The organism is Mesorhizobium sp. P160219, assembly GCF_057786095.1.
The window spans coordinates 902,031-920,914 of the sequence record NZ_JBYNWG010000001.1 but is presented as its reverse complement, the minus strand read 5'-3'; the positions used below and the strand labels follow the sequence as shown (position 1 = coordinate 920,914).

Genomic DNA, 18,884 nt, shown 5'->3' with positions numbered 1-18,884 from the left:
AATGTCGTTGTCCCAGAACCGCGGCTCACTTCTGGGCAACATGCATTAGACCGTAGCCACCATCACGTGCGCCTGGATCTTGGCCGCAACCTCGCCGCTGCCGTGTCTGGCTGCAATCACGGACGCGGCGTGATCGGTTGCGGCTTCCAGTTTTCCTCTGGCCTCGATTTCGTTGCGAAGCGGAGTTCCCTGGCAATAGGCAACCGCCGGAAGGCGCGGCGAGGAGGCACGGCTTTGTTCGGCCCTCGTGTCGATCACCACACGGGAGAAACCTGCGGCTTCCAACTCGCCGCGGATCAATGCAGTGTCATTGTAGCCGTGCGGCGTGCGGGCGAGAAAGCGGGGCGGATCGTTCGGAAAAATCTCCGCAAGAGCATTCGTCACATCATTGGCGAATACATTCTCTTCAATGCGATCCCACACGTTGAACAGGAAATGGCCGCCGGTCTTCAGGACCCGCTTTGCTTCGCGATAGCCGGCGGCTCGGTCGGGAAAGAACATCGCGCCGAACTGACAGCAAACGAGATCGAAAGCCGCATCTTCGAACGGCAGCGCCAGAGCATCCGCCTGACGCCATTGTATACGACTGTCGGGAGCTTGTCGCGAGGCCGCGTAGTCGAGCATAGGCTGGTTGAGGTCGGTCACGACATAGCTTGCGCCGGGAGACAGTTTTGGAGCCAATGCGCGGGTGACAACGCCGGTGCCGGCGGCGACTTCCAGGACGGCGCCGGGCGACAAGGACGCTGCCCGTCGTGCCAAATCCGCGGCGAACGGCTCGAAGATCAGCGGCACCATGTAGCGGTCGTAGTTTTCCGGAATCGAGCCGGCAAACACTTTGTCCGTTTCCGACATTGCTATCCCCCGCCATCCGTTTGATGGCTAGCCTAGCACATTATTGGCTGGTTTGGGCCGCGTTTAACCGGGAGGCAGGTGCTACTGCGCCTCTACGATGCTTACGCCCTCGAATTCCGGAAGCCAGTGCAGGGCCGATCGGTGCCATTTCTGTTGGGTCGGAACGAGATCCTCGCGTTGCCGCGCGGTCCCCGCCCTGATCCCATAGACCTTCGGCCCGTCGCCAACCGACGTTGCGTAAAGATGCGAACCGCAGTCGCCGCAGAACGCCTGGGCACGCTTGGCGCCGCTCGATCCCGTCTTGATATAAACCTTCGGTGTTCCCTTGGTGATCCTATAATGATCCTCAGGCGCGGGAACAGTGACACGAAAGGCGGTGCCGGTCAGTTGCTGGCAGTCGGTGCAATGACAGATAGAGGTCTTTTCCGGGTCGACCTCTGCTTCATAAGTTATGGCGCCGCAATGACACCCACCATCGATTTTCATGGTTGATTCTCCGAATTCCGTCGAGTGATCTTAGCGGGACCAGGCGATGGGGCCAACGGTGGACTGCTGGTCCAGAACTAGTCCGACGCCGCCTCGACCTGCTTGCGCCGGTGCTCCCAGGTTCCGGTCGTCTGCGGCTTGACGAACAGCCTGGTGATCTCCGGCATTTCTTTTTTCAAGAGCGCCTCGATGCGCTCGACACAGGCTTCGATCTCAGGCGCCGTCAGATGGTCCTCGAATTCGATGCTCAGCCCAGCGACGATCTGTCGAGGGCCGAGATGGACGGTGAGAACGCCGTTGGCCCGCTGCACTGCCGGATCCTGCTGGGCGATGGTCAGCACCTTGGCCTGCACTTCCGGCGAGGCCGGCTCACCGATGAGCAATCCCTTGCTTTCGCGCGCCAGAAAGATGGCGGTGGCGCCGAGGATCATCGCGATGCCGATCGAGGCGACGCCGTCGAGTTCGGGCATGTCGAGGAGTTCGGCCGCCAATATGCCGGCGAAGGCGACGAACAGACCGAGCAGGGCGGCGCTGTCCTCGAACAGGATCGTGTAGACGCTCGGATCCTTGCTCGATTGCACGGCCTGCAGCCAGCCTTGCTTGCCCTTCTGCTGGCGGAACTCCTTCAGCGCCACGTACCAGGAGCTGCCCTCGAACAGCATTGAGAGGCCCAGCACGATATAGTTGATTTTGGGATTGGCGACCGGCTCAGGCGCCATGATGTGGACGACGCCTTCATAGAAGGATACGCCGGCGCCGAGCGCGAATACGAGCAAGGCGACAATGAAGCTCCAGAAATACAGCTCGCGGCCATGGCCGAGCGGATGCGTGCGGTCCGGCGGGCGGGCGGCGCGGTGCATGCCGTAGAGCAGCAGCCCGCCATTGCCGGTATCCACCAGCGAGTGCACGCCTTCCGACAGCATCGCCGAGCTGCCGGTGAAGAAGGCGGCGACGAATTTGGTCACAGCAATAGCGAGATTACCGGCGAGCGCCGCGTAGATGACCGTCTTCGACCCGCCATGTGCTGCCATGCTGTCCCTCCAAGGAACCTGATGTAACGCCCCTGCCGCCGAGCTCCACAGGCATCACAACGCACGAATCGCCCGGTCGTTCAGGGTCTTGTAGGCAGCTTGCGGAAAGACGCCCCTATTCGATGATCTCGTCCGTCCACACCTTGAAACCAGCCAGCGTGCCCGGTCCGAAGATGTGGGTGAGCGGCACGTCGGCGGCGTCGCGGCCCGACGCGATCAGGATGCGGCCGATGCGCGGCGAATTGTTGCGTGGATCGAAGACATGCCAGCGGCCGCCGAGATAGACCTCCATCCAGGCTGCGAAATCCATGCTCGCCCAAGGTTTGGGCAGGCCGATGTCGCTGATGTAGCCGGTGCAGTAGCGGGTCGGGATATTGAGCGCACGGCAGAAGGTGACCGCAAGGTGGGCAAAGTCGCGGCAGACGCCGCTTTGCTCGCGATAGGCTTCGGCCGCGGTGCGCGTCGGTCGGGCATTGCCGTAGCTGAAGACGATGTGGTTGTGGACGAAATCACAGACCGCCTGGACGCGGGCAATACCGAGCGGAGTGTGCCCGAACAGCCGCCAGGCTTCGCTGGCCAGCAGATCGCTCTCGCAAAAGCGGCTGGGCAACAGGAACAGCAATGTGTCCGACGGCAGGTCGCGCACCTCATGCTGCCAGGCCATCAGGTCGCCCATCTCGAAGGTACCGGGGTCGCGGATTACCGAATCGGTGCCGAAGGTGAAGCGTCCGGGCGGGGCGACGAAACGGTTGCACCAATTGCCGAAACTGTCGCGGTAGCTCTGGATCGGCACCGGCGGGTTGGAGGTCAGGAAATCCGGGCGCTCGAGATCGGAGGCCCTGGAGTAGTGGACGTTGAGCATCGCGATCAGCGGCGTTTCCTGCGGAAAATCGAAACTCATCTCGCTGCCGATGCGGATTCGCATTGTCGTCCTGACCGCACTGCCTGATCATCGCCGGGCGAAGGCATGGCCGATGCTGCAGTGCGAAGGCAACCATGGCACGGACCGGAATGGTTTACGAGCAAATTAGAAACCGGTTGAAAGCGGCCCGCCGGGGCCGGCGACGGACGCCCGCCCCCTTGCAGTCCGGCGTTTCTCTTGTTTCACTTGGCCTCCCAGCAACTGGAGGAACGAATCATGGCTAAAGGTGCGATGAAGGCGGGCAAGGAAGCTCGGAAGCCGAAAAAAGACGCCAAGAAGCCCGCAGCGGCTCCGGCACTCAAGGCGCCGCCCGTGAAGGCGATGAGGCTTAAGGAAAAGTAAGCCCGCCTCGGAAGATCTTGGACGGTTGAAATCCGGACAAACCGTTTCGGCGCAGATTTTGACACCGGCGGCATGAACGATGCGGCCGGTGTTTTGTTGATCGCACCGGCGCAGCCGCTTGTGTCGAAGCGGCGAGGACGACCTCGCGCCTTTCTCAAAAATCCGGCCGGGACGACCCGCCATCCTCGTGGAAGGAGTGCATCCCGATGTCGTGGATTTTTCTGTTCTTCGCTGGTCTGTTCGAAATCGGCTGGGCGATCGGCCTCAAATACACCGACGGCTTCTCGAAGCCGCTGCCGACGGTGCTCACTGTCGCCTCGATGATCATCAGCCTCGGGTTGCTCGGCCTGGCGCTCAAGACGCTGCCTGTCGGGACGGCCTATGCGGTGTGGACCGGCATCGGCACAGTCGGCACGGCGCTGCTTGGCATCTGGCTGCTGGGCGAGCCTGCGACGGCCATCCGGCTCGCCTGCATTGCGCTCATCGTCTGCGGCATTATGGGGCTGAAGCTCGCCGCCTGAGCAAAGCAACCAAGGAAATCGACGCACAAACACATTCAGGGCCGCTGGAAGGCGACCCTGATGTCCGATCGTTTCGATCGAAGCGTTAGCGGGCGGAGAAGCCCGGAGGCGTCCTGCCGGTACGCTGCTTGCGCGCCGCATAGCGTGCGTCGCGCTTGGCCTTGCGTTCGGCTTCGTCGGCCAGCAAACGGGCAATGCGCTCGTTTTCTTCGGCTTCCTTGATCTTCGCTTCAGCCTGCGCTGCCTCTTCGGCCGCAATACGCGCCGCTTCGGCTGCTGCCTCGCGCTCGGCCTTCTCGACCGCCTCGCGTGCCAGCTTTTCCTGCTTCAGCCTGGCCTTTTCGGCCTCGCGTATCTCGCGAGCCTCAAGAATCGCTTTGCGTTCGGCCTGTTTGGCCAGAACCGCAGGATCATCAGCCGCCGGCTTTGACTTGAAGCGCTCCAGAAGCGCCTTCTTTGCCTCGTTCGCGGCATTGCGCCGCTCGAAAATGTCTTTTTCCCTGTAGATAGCCAAGTCCACTTCCCTGAAGTCAATTCGCGACGCTTACATACGCGCGAAAACCGAGAGTTCAAGCGCCAAAACGGTATGCCAGCCATGAAAGTTTATGCTGTTGCAGCCGGGAGACGCGTTTTCCCTGAAACAAAGCCGGCCGAAACCGACATGCACTGTTCACTATCCGCCCCTCTGGCGGCCGGGGCGGCTCGCCGCTACCTCTAGCGGCAAATCAGAACATTTGGATGACATGCCATGGAACTCGGTCTCTACACTTTCGCCGACGTCAGCCCGGAGCCCGGCCCCGGCGCGATCGGCCCGCATCAGCGACTACGCAATCTGATCGAGGAGGTCGAGCTGGCCGACCAGGTCGGCCTCGACGTCTTTGGTCTGGGCGAACATCACCGCCCCGACTATGCCGCGTCCGCGCCGGTGGTGGCGCTGGCCGCTGCCGCCGAACGCACCAAGCGCATCAAGCTGACCAGCGCGGTCACCGTGCTGTCCTCCGACGATCCGGTGCGCGTCTTCCAGCAGTTCGCAACGCTCGACCTTTTGTCGGGCGGCCGGTCCGAGATCATGGCCGGGCGCGGCTCGTTCATCGAATCCTTCCCGCTGTTCGGCTACAATCTCGAGGACTATGACGAGTTGTTCGCCGAAAAGCTCGATTTGCTGCTGGCCATACGCGACAGCGTCAAAGTCACCTGGTCCGGCAATCTGCGCGCGCCGATCAACGACCGCGGCGTCTATCCGCGACCGCTGCAGGACAAATTGCCGATCTGGATCGCAATAGGTGGAACGCCGCAATCTGCTGCGCGTGCGGGCGTGCTCGGTTTGCCGCTGGCACTGGCCATCATCGGCGGCGAGCCGGCGCGGTTTGCACCGCTGTTCGACATTTATCGCGATGCCGCCAGGCGGGCCGGTACCGACCCCTCGGGCCTTGCCACCAGCATCAATGTGCACGGCTTCATCGCCGGCACCACTGAACAGGCGGCCGACGATTTCTATGGCCCGCAGGCCGAAGTGATGAACCGCATCGGCCGCGAGCGCGGCTGGGGCCCGACCTCGCGGGCGCATTTCGATCAGTCGCGTGGTCCGAACGGCGCGCTGTTCGTCGGCGATCCGGAGCAGGTGGCGGAAAAGATCGTCGCCCAGCACAAGATCTTCAACAATGACCGCTTCCTGCTGCAGATGGCGATCGGCGCCATGCCGCACGCCAAGATCATGAAGGCGATCGAACTGTACGGCACCAAGGTGGCGCCGATCGTGCGCAAGGAGACCGCCAAGCCCGGCGTCGCCGTCGCAGCGCCAGCCGCCTGAGCGACGGGCGGCTCGGATTGAGGGCCTTGCCGGCTAACGGAACCTTGGGCTTGCAGAGGCGTTTCCGTCGTCGGAATGCACCAATTGCGGTGCGCCGCTGAGGGAAAATCATGAAAGCCGAACCCGCCGCTTTGGGTGCTGGCCTTGCCGAGACCGAAGAGGCGAGAGTTGTGGCGCGTGCCGACACGCATCTGATGCGTTCGCTGCTCATCGGGATCTTCCTGTTCATGGCCATCTACGCGCTGTATTTCGCGCGTGCTTTCTTCATGCCGGTCATCCTCGCCTTCCTGCTGACGCTGACGCTGACACCAATCGTGCGCTTCCTGCGCAAGCGCGGCATTCCGGAAGTGGTTTCGGCGACAATGTTGGTCGTGCTGTCGATCTGCGTCTTCGGCGTTGCCGGCTATCTGCTCAGCGGCCCGGTCATCGACCTTCTCAACAACACCTCGTCGATCGGCCAACAACTTACCGAACGGCTGGCGCAATTGCGGCGTCCGCTCGAGAGGATCATGCAGATCTCGCATCAGATCGAACAGATGACGGAGACCTCGCAGGAGCCGGGCATCCAGAAGGTGGCGATGGCGCAGTCCGGCGTCCTGTCGGCCGCCGCCAGCAACGTCCTGTCGGCGGGGACAAGCCTGACCATCATCTTCGTGCTGTCGCTGTTCCTGCTGGCGTCGGGCACGATGTTCTATGAGAAGATCATCCAGTCCTTCGCCAGCCTCAGCGAGAAGAAGCGGGCCTTGCGCGTCGTCTATGACGTCGAGCGCGAAATCTCGCATTATCTGCTCACCGTCACCGTCATCAATGCCGGTCTCGGCGCGGTTATCGGCCTTGGCCTGTGGGCGCTCGGCATGCCCAACCCGCTGGTCTGGGGAACGATGGCGGCGCTGCTCAACTTCCTGCCCTATGTCGGCGCGCTGATTACCATCGTGCTGGTCAGCGTCATTGCGATGATCAGCTTCGACTCGATTACCTACGCCCTCTTGGCGCCGGGCTTCGTGCTTTTGTGCGACATCGCCGAAGGCCAGTTCGTTACACCGATGGTTGTCGGCCGACGCCTCGAGATCAACGCCGTGGCGATCTTCATCGCCATCGCCTTCTGGTCCTGGCTTTGGGGCTTTGTCGGCGCGCTGATGGCGGTGCCGCTGCTGGTCGTCGTCAAGGTGTTCTGCGATCATTTCGATGGCCTCAGCCATGTCGGCAATTTTCTCGCCGCACAGCAGACGGCCGTGGTGGAGGAGGAAGCGGCCGAAGAGAACGGAAAGGCAGCGGCATAAGCTTGCCGCGCCCGTCCATCATCTCGCATTTGTTGTCTTCAGGCGGAGTGCCTATATCGAGCCGGTCAAGCCGGACCCTGCGATGAACGATGCCTCCTTCGACCTCGATTCCTATTTCGACCGCATTGGCTATCGCGGTCCGATCGATGCGTCGGTCGACACGCTGAGCGCGCTGCATCGCCAGCATCCGCAGGCGATCCCGTTCGAGAATCTGGACCCGTTGCTTGGCGCCAGCTCGACATCGTCATTCCCGACCGCGCCTTCGAAACCAGGGTCAGGCAGTTGAACATCGTAAAGGCTTGAGGCCCATGACCGCACTTTCCGTTCTCGACCTGTCGCCGATCGTCGAAGGCAGCGACGCCTCGCAATCGCTGGCAAATTCGCTCGACCTGGCCCGCCATGCCGAGCGGCTCGGCTACAGGCGCTACTGGCTGGCCGAGCACCACAGCATGCCGGGCATCGCCAGCGCGGCGACCGCCGTGGTCATCGCCCATGTCGCCGGCGGCACCAAGACCATCCGCGTCGGCGCCGGTGGCATCATGCTGCCCAACCATGCGCCGTTGGTGATTGCCGAGCAGTTCGGCACGCTGGCGGCACTGCACCCCGGCCGCATCGACCTCGGCCTCGGCCGCGCGCCCGGCACCGATATGGGAACAGCGCGCGCGCTGCGCCGCAATCTCGAGGCGTCAGACAATTTCCCCCAGGATGTCGTCGAGCTGATGGGCTATTTCCAGCCGGCCGCGGAAGGCCAGCGTATCCACGCCGTGCCCGGCGAAGGCCAGAAGGTGCCGGTCTGGATCCTCGGTTCCAGCCTCTATGGCGCGCAGCTCGCCGCCATGCTCGGCCTGCCCTATGCCTTCGCCTCGCATTTCGCGCCGGCCGAACTCGACCATGCGCTGGAGATCTACCGTTCGCGCTTCCAGCCTTCGGAACAGCTGGACAAGCCCTATGTCATGCTCGGCCTCAACGTTTTCGCCGCACCAACCGACTCCGAGGCCAAACTGCTGTTCACCTCGCTCCAGCAGGCCTTCGTCAATCTGCGCACCGGGCGGGCCGGCCGCCTGCCGCCGCCGGTCGAGGGCTATGACCAGACGCTCGAGCCGATGGCAAAAACCATGATTTCGCAGGCGCTGTCCTGCGCCGTCGTCGGCTCTCCCGAAACCGTCCGGCAAGGCATAGACGCGTTCGTGCGCCGCACCGGCGCAGACGAGCTGATGGTGACCGCGCAGATCTTCGACCATGCGGCACGCGTGCGCTCGTTCGAAATCCTGGCCGAGGCGCATAAATCGCTGTCGCAGGCCGCGTGACGCTTTTGCCTGTGTCTGCTTCCTCAGCCAGGAGCCGCCTCTCTCACGCATAGGTGACGTTTTCTTGTGGTTTCGAAGCCCTGACTGGGCGCTTCGCCGGGGGATCGCGCAGATCCTGGGGTTTTGAGCGCGGTTTGAGCACATCCGGGCCGCCGGGCGGCTGTTCAAAGGCGCCAAGCGCGGCGCGGTGGATGCCATGCGCAGAATGCTTGCGCCCGATGCCGCCTGTTCTTATATACGCGCCAAGCCGCCCAGTGCCGGAATGCCGGTTGCCGGAGCGGAATTTCTTGTGAACAGGGGCTTTCGTCGGAACGCCTTACGGGTCCTGAGAGCCTGCTTAGCGGAGAGACTAGAAAAATGGCAAAAGTAATCGGTATCGATCTCGGCACCACCAACTCCTGCATCGCCATCATGGATGGCAAGGAGCCCAAGGTCATTGAAAATGCGGAAGGCGCGCGCACGACGCCTTCCATCGTCGCCATCTCGGGCGACGGCGAACGTCTCGTCGGCCAGCCGGCCAAGCGCCAGGCGGTCACCAATCCTGAAAACACCATCTTCGCGGTCAAGCGCCTGATCGGCCGCCGCTATGACGACCCGGTGACGGAGAAGGACAAGAAGCTTGTCCCCTACAAGATCGTCAAGGGCGACAATGGCGATGCCTGGGTCGAGGCCGGCGGCAAGAAGCAGTCGCCCAGCCAGATCTCGGCCATGATCCTGCAGAAGATGAAGGAAACGGCGGAGGCCTATCTCGGCGAGAAGGTCGAGAAGGCGGTCATCACCGTTCCGGCCTATTTCAATGACGCCCAGCGCCAGGCCACCAAGGACGCCGGCAAGATCGCCGGCCTTGAGGTGCTGCGCATCATCAACGAGCCGACGGCTGCAGCACTTGCCTACGGCCTCGACAAGAAGGATGGCAAGACCATTGCCGTCTATGACCTTGGCGGCGGCACGTTCGACATTTCGGTGCTCGAAATCGGCGACGGCGTGTTCGAAGTGAAGTCGACCAATGGCGACACCTTCCTCGGCGGCGAGGATTTCGACATGCGTCTCGTCGAATACCTGGCGGCCGAGTTCAAGAAGGAACAGGGCATCGACCTGAAGAACGACAAGCTTGCGCTGCAGCGCCTCAAGGAGGCGGCTGAAAAGGCCAAGATCGAGCTGTCGTCGACGACGCAGACGGAAATCAACCTGCCCTTCATCACCGCCGACGCGACCGGCCCCAAGCACCTGACGCTGAAGCTGACCCGTGCCAAGTTCGAGCAGCTGGTCGACGATCTCGTCCAGCGCACCATCGAGCCCTGCAAGGCGGCGCTCAAGGATGCCGGGCTGAAGGCTGGCGAGATCGACGAAGTGGTCCTGGTCGGCGGCATGACCCGCATGCCCAAGATCCAGGAGATCGTGAAGCAGTTCTTCGGCAAGGAGCCGCACAAGGGCGTCAACCCGGATGAAGTCGTCGCTTTGGGCGCCGCCATCCAGGCCGGCGTGCTGCAGGGCGACGTGAAGGACGTGCTGCTGCTCGACGTGACGCCGCTGTCGCTCGGCATCGAGACGCTGGGTGGCGTGTTCACCCGCCTGATCGAACGCAACACGACCATCCCGACCAAGAAGAGCCAGGTGTTCTCGACCGCTGAAGACAGTCAGTCGGCCGTGACCATCCGCGTCTTCCAGGGCGAGCGTGAAATGGCTGCCGACAACAAGGCGCTCGGCCAGTTCGACCTGGTCGGCATTCCGCCGGCGCCGCGCGGCGTGCCGCAGATCGAGGTCACTTTCGATATCGACGCCAACGGCATCGTCAACGTTTCGGCCAAGGACAAGGGCACCGGCAAGGAGCACCAGATCCGCATCCAGGCCTCTGGTGGCCTTTCGGACGCCGACATCGAGAAGATGGTCAAGGACGCCGAAGCCAATGCCGAGACCGACAAGCAGCGGCGCGCCTTGGTCGAGGCCCGCAACCAGGCCGAGGCGCTGGTGCACTCCTCCGAGAAGTCGCTGAAAGAATATGGCGACAAGGTTTCGGAAACCGAGCGCACGGCGATATCGGAGGCTATCACGGCGCTGAAGGCTGCTGCCGAAGGCGACGATGCCGCCGACATCGAGGCCAAGTCGCAGACGCTTGCCGAAGCATCCATGAAGCTCGGCCAGGCCATGTACGAAGCTTCGCAGAAGGAAGCGGCGGAAGCCGACGCCAAGGCGGACGCGGCCAAGGATAGCGATGTGGTCGACGCCGATTTCGAGGAAATCGACGAAAACGACGAGAAGAAGAAGTCGGCCTGACCGTTGACGGCAAATAAAGCGGAAAGCCCGGCGCAAAGCCGGGCTTTTTTGCAACCCTCGCTGAAAAAGTGCGGGCCTTGCCGAAAAAGTCACTGAAAAACACAGGCACAAGCGCGCCGGCCCTAGCATCCGGGCAGCACCGCTCCTAAATCGAGACAACGTGCCGGCAAACGACGCAACATGCATCAAGACGTTGAGCATCCGGACTGCGGGAAAAGATGAAAGCTGATTTCTACGAGACGCTGGGCGTGCAAAAGGGCGCCGACGAGAAGGAGCTCAAGAGCGCTTTCCGCAAGCTGGCCATGCAGTTCCATCCCGACCGCAATCCCGGCGATCACTCATGCGAGCATAAGTTCAAGGAAATCAACGAAGCCTACGAAACGCTGAAGGACCCGCAGAAGCGCGCGGCCTATGACCGTTTCGGTCACGCCGCCTTCGAGCAGGGCGGCATGAATGGCGGCGCGCAAGGTTTTGGCGCCGGCGGCTTCGCCGACATTTTCGAAGATATTTTCGGCGACATGATGGGCGGGCGCCAGCGCCGCTCGTCGGGCGGCCGCGAACGCGGCGCCGATTTGCGCTACAATATGGAAATCACGCTGGAAGAAGCGTTTGCCGGCAAGACCGCGCAAATCCGCGTGCCGGCCTCGATCTCATGCACGGAATGCTCCGGGACCGGCGCCAAGCCCGGCACCCAGCCGGTGACCTGCTCGATGTGCCATGGCCACGGCAAGGTACGAGCGACGCAAGGCTTCTTCTCGATCGAGCGTACCTGCCCGCAATGCCAAGGCCGCGGCCAGACGATCAAGGACCCGTGCCCGAAATGCGCCGGCCAGGGCCGCGTCACCGAGGAACGCTCGCTGTCGGTCAATATCCCGGCCGGCATCGAGGACGGCACCCGCATCCGGCTTGCCAATGAGGGCGAGGCGGGCCTGCGCGGCGGCCCATCGGGCGACCTCTATATTTTCCTGGCGGTGAAGCCGCATGAATTCTTCCAGCGCGACGGCGCCGATCTCTACTGCAAGGTGCCGATATCGATGACGACGGCCGCCCTTGGCGGCTCGTTCGAGGTGACGACGCTGGACGGCAGTCAGACCAAGGTGAAAGTGACCGAAGGCACGCAGAACGGCCGCCAGTTCCGCCTCAAGGGCAAGGGCATGCCGGTGCTGCGCCAGCCCAATGTCGGCGACCTCTATATCCAGACCGCGGTCGAAACGCCGCAAAACCTGTCGCGCCGCCAGCGCGAGTTGCTGGAAGAGTTCGAGCAGCTGTCGTCGAAGGACAATTCGCCCCAGTCGAGCGGCTTTTTCGCCCGCATGAAGGACTTTTTCGAATCCTTCGGCGAGCACTGAACCCAAGCCAAGGCCGCCACGCTTCCCAAACGTCATCAACATCTTATGCCAGATCGCGCCTTGCCTTGGACCTGTTAGCTGCTAAGTAGCGTTCGGGGAGTGTTGAGGAGAACTTGCATGGCACGTGGTCCGGGATTGCGGAAGGCGCTGGCGGAAAAGTTCGACGACGAACTCAAATTCTTCAAAGGCTGGATCGACAAGCCGAAGTCGGTCGGTTCGATCGTGCCGACAAGCTCCGTCACCGCCCGCAAGATGGCTTCCATCGTCAATCCGAAGTCCGGCCTGCCGGTGCTTGAAGTCGGCCCCGGCACAGGCGTCATCACGCGTGCAATCCTCGCCCAGGGCGTTAAGCCCGAAAACCTCTACGCGGTCGAATATTCCACCGATTTCGTGCGCCATCTGCGCCAGCTCTATCCCGGCGTCAACGTCATCGAGGGCGATGCCTTCAATCTCAACGCCACGCTTGGCGAGAAGAGCGGTATGGTTTTCGATTCCGTCGTCTCCGGCGTGCCGCTGCTCAATTTCCCGGTCGCACAGCGGATCGCCTATATTGAAAGCCTGCTAGACCGCATCCCGGTTGGACGGCCGATCGTGCAGCTGACCTATGGGCCGTTGTCGCCGATCCCGCCCGGCCGCGGCAATTACACGGTCAAGCATTTCGACTTCATCTTCCGCAACATCCCGCCGACGCAGCTGTGGATCTACCGGCGCGAAGCGCATTAGCTGGTATTGGGGGCGGGAGAAGTCTCTGGCGCCTTGTAGAGGATCGACGTCTCCCGAAGGAAGCTCGATTGAGGGTCGATCCACATCCTTGACTGTTATCCGCCTCGCAAACTCGTGGCGACCTCTCTGATCGCCGCGCACATGGCCCGCACGGCCGTTGCTTCGGCGCTGCTGGAGAACAGAAGCAGCAGAGGCCGACGCGCACGCGGCTCCAGAGGACGCCTCGCGACGGTTCGCTGCCAATCGGCCGGAAACGCCAGGCCTGGCGCAATCGACAAACCGCGCCCGGCCCCAACCAGAGCAAGCAGCGCCGCCATATCGCTCGCCGACAGGATGACAACTGGCGCAACGCCAAAATCCTGGAACAATTCGGCAAGCATTGGTCCGCAGCCGCCGCTCGACATGATGAATGGCTGGCCGTCGAGAGCGCGGATCGGAAATGACCCGCCTTGGACTGAGTTCTTTTGCGATGACGCTACAAAGAGTTCGTCGTCGACAAGTTCCTCGGCTTGGCAATTGCCGGCGATGTAGAACAGTCCAATATCGGCGGCACCGCGATCGACCCACTCCGCCACCTCGGTATCCGTGCCCAAGAGCAGTTCGACAGCAAGCTCCGGGTGCCGGACGGAAGTAATGTTCAACGCATTATGGAGCAATCTTTACCGAGGCGCTGCTGACCAGCGCGAGCCGTACTCTGCCTTTGATGGAGTGTTCCCGTAGGCCGACAAGACGGCCTAAAGCATGCAAAGCGGCGCGCGCCGCGTCCAAAGCCGCCTCGCCGGTTGCGGTGAAAGCGACACCGCGCCGATCACGTATGACGAGGGGCGCGCCAACGATCTCCTCCAGCGCCTTCATTGCATGGCTTATGGCCGATTGAGAAAGACAGAGCCGCTCGGCGGTTTTGGTGAAGCTGCGCGTCTCGCTGAGCGATGTCAGGACGCGCACCATCGTGATGTTGATATTAGCTTTGTTCATGGCTGCCGAAATATCTTTCATTTCGCTCATATTAAAGAGCGCTGTAGGTTTTGTGAAGGTGAGGGAAACGACCCTCGAAATCGCGGCGAGCGGCTTCCTGGCCTCTCTGGCATGCAGGCGTGCGGTACGACGAGCCTGAAATTGGAGCTTCGCATGAGCTACCTTCCGCAATTCCTGACACTTGCTTCAGTGTTCCTGCTCGGCGCCATGAGCCCAGGACCCGATTTTGTAGCCGTGACTTCCCATGCGCTGATCAGCCGTCGCGCGGGGTTCCATGTGGCGCTTGGCATTGCCGCAGCGGTCATGGTGTGGGCGGCTCTCGCGATGTGTGGCCTGGGCCTCGTACTGACGCAGATTGCATGGGCTCACCTTGCCGTCCGGATCGCCGGTGCCGTGTATCTCGGTTACCTGGGCAGCAAGATCCTTTTGTCGGCTTGGCAGGCGCAGCCACCGCTGGCCGTCAGTGGCGCAGAGACTACGGCTCCTTGGCGAAGCGGCTTCGTTGTCGGAATTACAAATCCGAAGACGGCCGCCTTCTTCGCGAGCCTGTTCATATCGGTATTGCCGATGCAGGCTCCGATCTGGGTCCAGGCAGTGTCGCTGGCCATAATCGGGCTGGTCGCGATGGCGTGGTTTGGGCTTGTCGCGCTAATGTTCTCCACAAGAACGGTTCGGGCGGTATATGGCAGCGTCCGCAGGCCGATAGATGCCTTGCTCGGAGTTGCACTCATCGCGCTGAGTGCAAGAATTGCGGTCACCCACTAGCAATAGCCCAGCTGCTCGGCACACCTTCGCGCGCCTGCCCCCCGATCGTTTCCGTTTTTTGAGCCAGTGCGTTGATTTGCGCAGCCTCTGGCTGTACCTGTCCGGGAACAAGAGTGGCCAATGGCTGTGATCGCGAAAATCCTCGTCTTCGCCGGCTCGGTGCGCAGCGGCGCCTTCAGCGGCAGGACCGCCGATGTGGCGCAGAAGGAGCTGGCCATGCAAGGCGCCGAGGTGACGCGCATTTCGCTGGCCGACTATCCGCTGCCGATCATCGACGAGGACCTCGAAAAGGAAAAAGGCGTTCCCGACAACGCCGTGAAGCTCGGCCGGCTGATCGCCGCCCATGACGGGCTGCTGATCGCGACGCCGGAATATAATGGCTCGATCCCGCCACTGCTCAAGAACACGATCGACTGGGTAAGCCGGGTGCGCCTCGATGGCGGCTGGCCGGTGAGGCCGCTTGTCGGCAAGGTCGCCGGCCTGTGCTCGTCTTCCAACGGACATTTCGCCGGGATCCGCTGCATCAACCATCTGCGCGCCGTGCTGGTGCGCTGCCAGTTGGAGATGGTGACGCCGGAATGCTCGGTATCCGATGGCGGCAGTGCCTTCGACGGCGACGGCAATTTCAGGGATGAGAGACTGACCAAATCGATGGAGCACCTATGCCGCACGCTGATCGAAACCTCGCGCATGCTGTCGACCCGGACCGGGGCATGATTTCCACAGCCATGCAGGCCCATACCATGAGAGAAAGGCTGATCGTCGGCCTCGACGTGCCGACGGTGAAAGAGGCCGAACAGGCGGTGCAGGAGCTCGACGGCGTCGTCTCCTTCTACAAGATCGGCTATCAGCTGGCCTTCGCCGGCGGGCTCGACTTCGCCAGGGAGTTGGCCAGCGGCGGCACGAAAATCTTCCTCGACATGAAGCTGCTCGACATCGACCACACGGTGGCGAAGGGTGTCGAGAACATCGTGCGCATGGGCATGACCATGCTGACCATCCACGCCTATCCCAAGGCGATGCGAGCCGCGGTGGAGGCCGCCAGGGGCAGCGACCTCTGCCTGCTGGCGGTCAGCGTGCTGACCTCGATGGACGAGCAGGACGTGATCGACGCCGGCTATGAATACGACCCTCACACGCTGGTGCTGAGACGCGCCGAACAGGCGCTGCATGCCGGCATGGGCGGCGTCGTCTGCTCGGCCGAGGAGGCGGAAGCGGTGCGCCGCATCGTCGGACCCGACCTGGCGGTGGTGACACCGGGGATACGGCCCAAGGGCAGCGACCATGGCGACCAGAAACGCGTGGTGACGCCCGGCCAGGCGATCCGCAACGGCTCCAGCCATCTTGTTGTGGGCCGGCCAATCGTGGCGGCAAGCGACAGGCGCGCGGCGGCGGAAGTCATACTGGAAGAGATGCGCGCCGCGTAACGAGGAGAAGAAAATGCCCAAGGGATACTGGATAGCCCGCGTCGATGTGCGCGACGCCGAAGGCTACAAGGACTATGTCGCTGCCGCCAAGCTCGCTTTCGACCGTTTCGACGTGAAGTTCCTTGCCCGTGGCGGTGAGCATGAAAAGGCCGAGGGGCCTGGCCGCGCCCGCAATGTCATTATCGAGTTCGAATCGCTCAGCGCGGCGCACGATTGCTACCACTCGCCGGAGTACCAGCGCGCCGTCGCCATCCGTCAGAAAGTAGCCGATGGCGAGATCGTGCTGGTCGAGGGTATCTGACGCGCGAAGCTGCTCTGCTCAGTGCGGCGCTTCCTCCTGCGCCAGCACCTCCAGTTGATGGCGGTGCCCCGACAGCTCATAGCCGACAACGGTGACGGCCGGCGCTAGCGTGAGTAAGATGAGGCAGACCGCCATGTCGACGCCGGCAAGGGCGGCGATGATGGCAAGTGCGACGACCGCAGCCGTTCCCGCCAGCAGCCAGACATGGAGGGGATCGAAGCGCTGGACGAGATAATAAAAATACAGCGCGTACATCGCCCCCAGGAACACGCCTAGCGGAATGGCGACCGAGAGCAGGGTCGCTACCGGGCCGATATGGGCCTTGTGCTCGATGAAATAGGCCGCGACATGCAGCCCGGCGCCGGTGGCGACGATGGCCGCCACGATCAGCATCTGGCCATAGCCCCAGACAAAAGAGCGATTGCGGTGCTGGTGCAGCACCGTCCCCGAGGGCAGCATGTAGTAGACCCACCACATGCCGAAGGTGAGACCCATTCCGGCAATGCCGATCAAGGCGGCATCGAGGTTCCAGCCCTGCTCCTCGACCGCGGCCGACAGCGTCGCCAGCGTGCCGACCACCCCTTCGCCCAGCGCGATGATGGCGAACAGGCTGTAGCGCTCGGCGACGTGATGCGCGTGCCAGGGCGTGCCGCCATCCCGGCGTTCGGCGATGACCGGTCCGGCAAGCTCGATGAGAAGCAGGACCGCGCCGAAAGCCAGGCTCGTCGCCAGCGAGAAATCGACGAGGATCTGCACCACCCAGCCGATCTGGGCGATCGCGATGGCGATGGCATAGGTGAGACAGGCACGCCGCCGCCCAAGGTCCTGCCGCGCCGCGCGCAGCCATTGGAAGATCATGGCGACGCGCATGATGACGTAGCCCAGCACCATGACCGAATTGTTGAGGTGTTCGCCATGCTCGATCGAGGCGAACATGCGCGGCAGGCCGATGGCCAGCACCAGCACGCCGATCATCTGCACCATGGTGACGAGGCGGAAGATCCAATCGTCGGTGTCATAGGCGGAGGAAAACCAGGAGAAATTGATCCACGCCCAGCAGATCGCGAAGCTGGCAAAGCCGAAGCCGATCAGCGCCGCCGCGTAGTGGCCCTCGGCCAAGGCATGCGCCAGTTGCGACGAGGCAAGGCTGAAGGCGGTGACGAAGGTCAGATCGAACAGCAGCTCGAGCGGCGTGGCGACGCGATGCGCCTCATGCGGATCGCGCCCGGCCATGCGCCTTATGTGATGATGGAGGGAGCTTGCTGGTGTGCTCATCGCGCGGCCTTGCCTGAGGACTGTCCCGCGACACTAAAGGTGGAGCAAAAGCCGTCAAGGCGCGGTAGGTCGTGCCGGTCCCCGCGGCCTTTCAGATCGCCTGTCGGTTCAGTCGGTTCGCCGCCGTCTCGGCAACCGCATCGGCCAGCGTCATGCTCCATTGCAGCCGGCAATAGGCGCGGAAATCGAAGCAGGGCAGGCCGGGACAGACTTCGAACTCGATGAGGTGGGCATGATCGGTGGCCTCGACCCTGAAATCGATGGAAAACACGTCGCGCAGGCCAAGTCCGCTGACCAGCCGCTCGGCGATGCGGCGGATGGTTGCCGCGGCTGCCGGCTGGGTGTCGGCAACCGCCTCCAGCACCGGCTCGCTGTATAGTCCAGCCGCCTTGGCGGCCTCGCCGGTGTCGCCGTAGAGCGCCATCGAGTCCGCCATGGTCTGGAAATCGCCGCCGGAGTCGACGAACGCAATGCCGAGCGCTTCCGCCCCGGCATCCGTTTGCAGCCCAAGGAAGCTGGCGCGGACATTGCGACCGCCGACATAGGGCTGGACGACGACATCGTCGCGATAAGCGGCATAGACCCGCCGGCTAAGCTCCAGCGCATGGGCCAGGTCGTTGCAGCGTGAATCCGGCCAGATGCCTACCTTGGAGCCGAGCCGGTTCGGCTTGACGAACCAGCCGGCTTCCGAAGCTGGCGGGGCGGCCAGCCAGCGGCCGTCGCGGGCCAGGCCTGCCTGCGGCGCCGGCAGGCCGAGCGCGCAAAGCACGGCGCCGGAGCGGAACTTGTCCTGGCAAAGCGCGAACAGCGCATCGTCGGCTCCGATGGTTCTAAGCCCATTCAGCCTGGCAAGTGCGGGCGCTGCAGCACCGCGGAAATAGGCAATGCCGTCGGTCAGCGTCCAGACAAGCGTGGTTGCGGGATCGGCCTTCGCCAGCGCGCTTGACGCATCGTCGAGTGCAACCGGCATGAAGGCGAGGCCGCGCCGCCCGCAAGCGGCGGTGATTTCATCGAATTCGGGCGCGAGATCGGTCGATTGCGCCAGATAGGACGAGATTTCCAGGGCGCGCTCGGCGGGAAAGCCGTCGGCGACCAGCCGGTCGAGACAGGCCTTTTCCGGCTCATGGACGAGGATCAGGGTCGGGCGCGGCATGGATCAGGACCTTCGGTGGTGTTGTCCCACCATGGCATGGCCCCTGCTTCAGACTTGCGCGAAACCGACCGAGCCGGACGCCTGCGCGACA

22 protein-coding genes are annotated in these 18,884 nt (G+C 62.9%); 13 read left to right on the top strand and 9 right to left on the bottom strand.

All coding sequences use genetic code 11. The annotated features are described in order from the left end of the window. Window positions 1-45: 45 nt before the first annotated feature. From AC3EMP_RS04625 to AC3EMP_RS04610, 4 genes are all read right to left on the bottom strand, one after another. Window positions 46-852, bottom strand: coding sequence for a class I SAM-dependent methyltransferase (locus AC3EMP_RS04625; RefSeq protein WP_352514328.1), 807 nt, complete (start codon window positions 850-852; stop codon window positions 46-48). An 81-nt stretch (window positions 853-933) separates the two neighbouring features. After that, entirely contained in the window at window positions 934-1,338 is a 405-nt protein-coding gene (locus tag AC3EMP_RS04620; protein WP_023728810.1) for a GFA family protein, read from the bottom strand. Window positions 1,339-1,415: 77 nt separating this feature from the next. Continuing rightward, window positions 1,416-2,369: a cation diffusion facilitator family transporter gene (locus tag AC3EMP_RS04615; protein WP_023703803.1), complete on the bottom strand. Its 954-nt coding sequence runs from the start codon at window positions 2,367-2,369 to the stop codon at window positions 1,416-1,418. A gap of 115 nt (window positions 2,370-2,484) precedes the next feature. Beyond that, window positions 2,485-3,294: a transglutaminase-like domain-containing protein gene (locus tag AC3EMP_RS04610; RefSeq protein ID WP_023687480.1), complete on the bottom strand. Its 810-nt coding sequence runs from the start codon at window positions 3,292-3,294 to the stop codon at window positions 2,485-2,487. A gap of 213 nt (window positions 3,295-3,507) precedes the next feature. Between AC3EMP_RS04610 and AC3EMP_RS04605 the strand changes: the two genes are divergently transcribed. Both AC3EMP_RS04605 and sugE read left to right on the top strand, forming a co-directional pair. Then, window positions 3,508-3,633 carry a hypothetical protein gene (locus tag AC3EMP_RS04605; protein ID WP_006200611.1) on the top strand — a complete coding sequence of 42 codons (126 nt, stop codon included), beginning with the start codon at window positions 3,508-3,510 and terminating at the stop codon, window positions 3,631-3,633. A gap of 206 nt (window positions 3,634-3,839) precedes the next feature. After that, entirely contained in the window at window positions 3,840-4,154 is a 315-nt protein-coding gene (sugE, locus tag AC3EMP_RS04600) for a quaternary ammonium compound efflux SMR transporter SugE (RefSeq protein WP_023681326.1), read from the top strand. Between the two features lie 85 nt (window positions 4,155-4,239). On the opposite strand, the gene AC3EMP_RS04595 is transcribed toward sugE, so the two are convergent. Continuing rightward, window positions 4,240-4,668 carry a DUF6481 family protein gene (locus tag AC3EMP_RS04595; RefSeq protein WP_023673205.1) on the bottom strand — a complete coding sequence of 143 codons (429 nt, stop codon included), beginning with the start codon at window positions 4,666-4,668 and terminating at the stop codon, window positions 4,240-4,242. Window positions 4,669-4,902: 234 nt separating this feature from the next. On the opposite strand from AC3EMP_RS04595, the gene AC3EMP_RS04590 reads away from it, so the two are divergent. The 7 genes from AC3EMP_RS04590 (at window position 4,903) to pmtA (ending at window position 12,897) form a co-directional block, all read left to right on the top strand. Then, on the top strand, window positions 4,903-5,964 hold the full coding sequence (locus tag AC3EMP_RS04590) for an LLM class flavin-dependent oxidoreductase (RefSeq protein ID WP_352514327.1): 1,062 nt from the start codon (window positions 4,903-4,905) through the stop codon (window positions 5,962-5,964). Window positions 5,965-6,074: 110 nt separating this feature from the next. Beyond that, window positions 6,075-7,244 carry an AI-2E family transporter gene (locus AC3EMP_RS04585; protein WP_352514326.1) on the top strand — a complete coding sequence of 390 codons (1,170 nt, stop codon included), beginning with the start codon at window positions 6,075-6,077 and terminating at the stop codon, window positions 7,242-7,244. Between the two features lie 82 nt (window positions 7,245-7,326). Further along, complete coding sequence (locus tag AC3EMP_RS04580; RefSeq protein WP_023819261.1) at window positions 7,327-7,530, top strand: arylamine N-acetyltransferase; 204 nt, start codon at window positions 7,327-7,329, stop codon at window positions 7,528-7,530. A 22-nt stretch (window positions 7,531-7,552) separates the two neighbouring features. Beyond that, window positions 7,553-8,551, top strand: a complete 999-nt coding sequence (locus AC3EMP_RS04575; protein ID WP_352514325.1) for an LLM class flavin-dependent oxidoreductase — start codon at window positions 7,553-7,555, stop codon at window positions 8,549-8,551. Window positions 8,552-8,908: 357 nt separating this feature from the next. Further along, window positions 8,909-10,825 (top strand): molecular chaperone DnaK, encoded by a 1,917-nt coding sequence (dnaK, locus tag AC3EMP_RS04570; RefSeq protein WP_023673200.1) that lies wholly within the window; start codon window positions 8,909-8,911, stop codon window positions 10,823-10,825. Between the two features lie 218 nt (window positions 10,826-11,043). Continuing rightward, window positions 11,044-12,174: a molecular chaperone DnaJ gene (dnaJ, locus tag AC3EMP_RS04565; protein WP_023681322.1), complete on the top strand. Its 1,131-nt coding sequence runs from the start codon at window positions 11,044-11,046 to the stop codon at window positions 12,172-12,174. Window positions 12,175-12,291: 117 nt separating this feature from the next. Further along, window positions 12,292-12,897, top strand: coding sequence for a phospholipid N-methyltransferase PmtA (gene pmtA, locus AC3EMP_RS04560; RefSeq protein ID WP_023681321.1), 606 nt, complete (start codon window positions 12,292-12,294; stop codon window positions 12,895-12,897). A 95-nt stretch (window positions 12,898-12,992) separates the two neighbouring features. On the opposite strand, the gene AC3EMP_RS04555 is transcribed toward pmtA, so the two are convergent. Then, window positions 12,993-13,538: a LysR family transcriptional regulator substrate-binding protein gene (locus AC3EMP_RS04555; protein WP_352710562.1), complete on the bottom strand. Its 546-nt coding sequence runs from the start codon at window positions 13,536-13,538 to the stop codon at window positions 12,993-12,995. A gap of 4 nt (window positions 13,539-13,542) precedes the next feature. Further along, window positions 13,543-13,902, bottom strand: a complete 360-nt coding sequence (locus AC3EMP_RS04550; protein WP_352710560.1) for a helix-turn-helix domain-containing protein — start codon at window positions 13,900-13,902, stop codon at window positions 13,543-13,545. Between the two features lie 123 nt (window positions 13,903-14,025). On the opposite strand from AC3EMP_RS04550, the gene AC3EMP_RS04545 reads away from it, so the two are divergent. From AC3EMP_RS04545 to AC3EMP_RS04530, 4 genes are all read left to right on the top strand, one after another. Beyond that, a complete protein-coding gene (locus tag AC3EMP_RS04545; protein ID WP_023681319.1) occupies window positions 14,026-14,637 on the top strand; it encodes a LysE family translocator in 612 nt (203 codons plus the stop codon). Between the two features lie 120 nt (window positions 14,638-14,757). Further along, window positions 14,758-15,354 (top strand): NADPH-dependent FMN reductase, encoded by a 597-nt coding sequence (locus tag AC3EMP_RS04540; RefSeq protein WP_023673195.1) that lies wholly within the window; start codon window positions 14,758-14,760, stop codon window positions 15,352-15,354. Then, on the top strand, window positions 15,351-16,064 hold the full coding sequence (gene pyrF / locus AC3EMP_RS04535) for an orotidine-5'-phosphate decarboxylase (protein WP_023681318.1): 714 nt from the start codon (window positions 15,351-15,353) through the stop codon (window positions 16,062-16,064). Before AC3EMP_RS04540 ends, pyrF begins: the two co-directional genes overlap by 4 nt. 13 nt (window positions 16,065-16,077) lie before the next feature. Then, on the top strand, window positions 16,078-16,365 hold the full coding sequence (locus AC3EMP_RS04530) for a DUF1330 domain-containing protein (protein ID WP_023681317.1): 288 nt from the start codon (window positions 16,078-16,080) through the stop codon (window positions 16,363-16,365). Window positions 16,366-16,383: 18 nt separating this feature from the next. Here the strand turns inward: AC3EMP_RS04530 and AC3EMP_RS04525 are convergent, their stop codons facing one another. Together AC3EMP_RS04525 and AC3EMP_RS04520 are read right to left on the bottom strand one after the other, a co-directional pair. After that, complete coding sequence (locus AC3EMP_RS04525; protein WP_031199378.1) at window positions 16,384-17,640, bottom strand: low temperature requirement protein A; 1,257 nt, start codon at window positions 17,638-17,640, stop codon at window positions 16,384-16,386. A gap of 91 nt (window positions 17,641-17,731) precedes the next feature. Next, window positions 17,732-18,793, bottom strand: a complete 1,062-nt coding sequence (locus AC3EMP_RS04520) for a D-alanine--D-alanine ligase family protein (protein WP_023681315.1) — start codon at window positions 18,791-18,793, stop codon at window positions 17,732-17,734. Window positions 18,794-18,884: the final 91 nt, after the last annotated feature.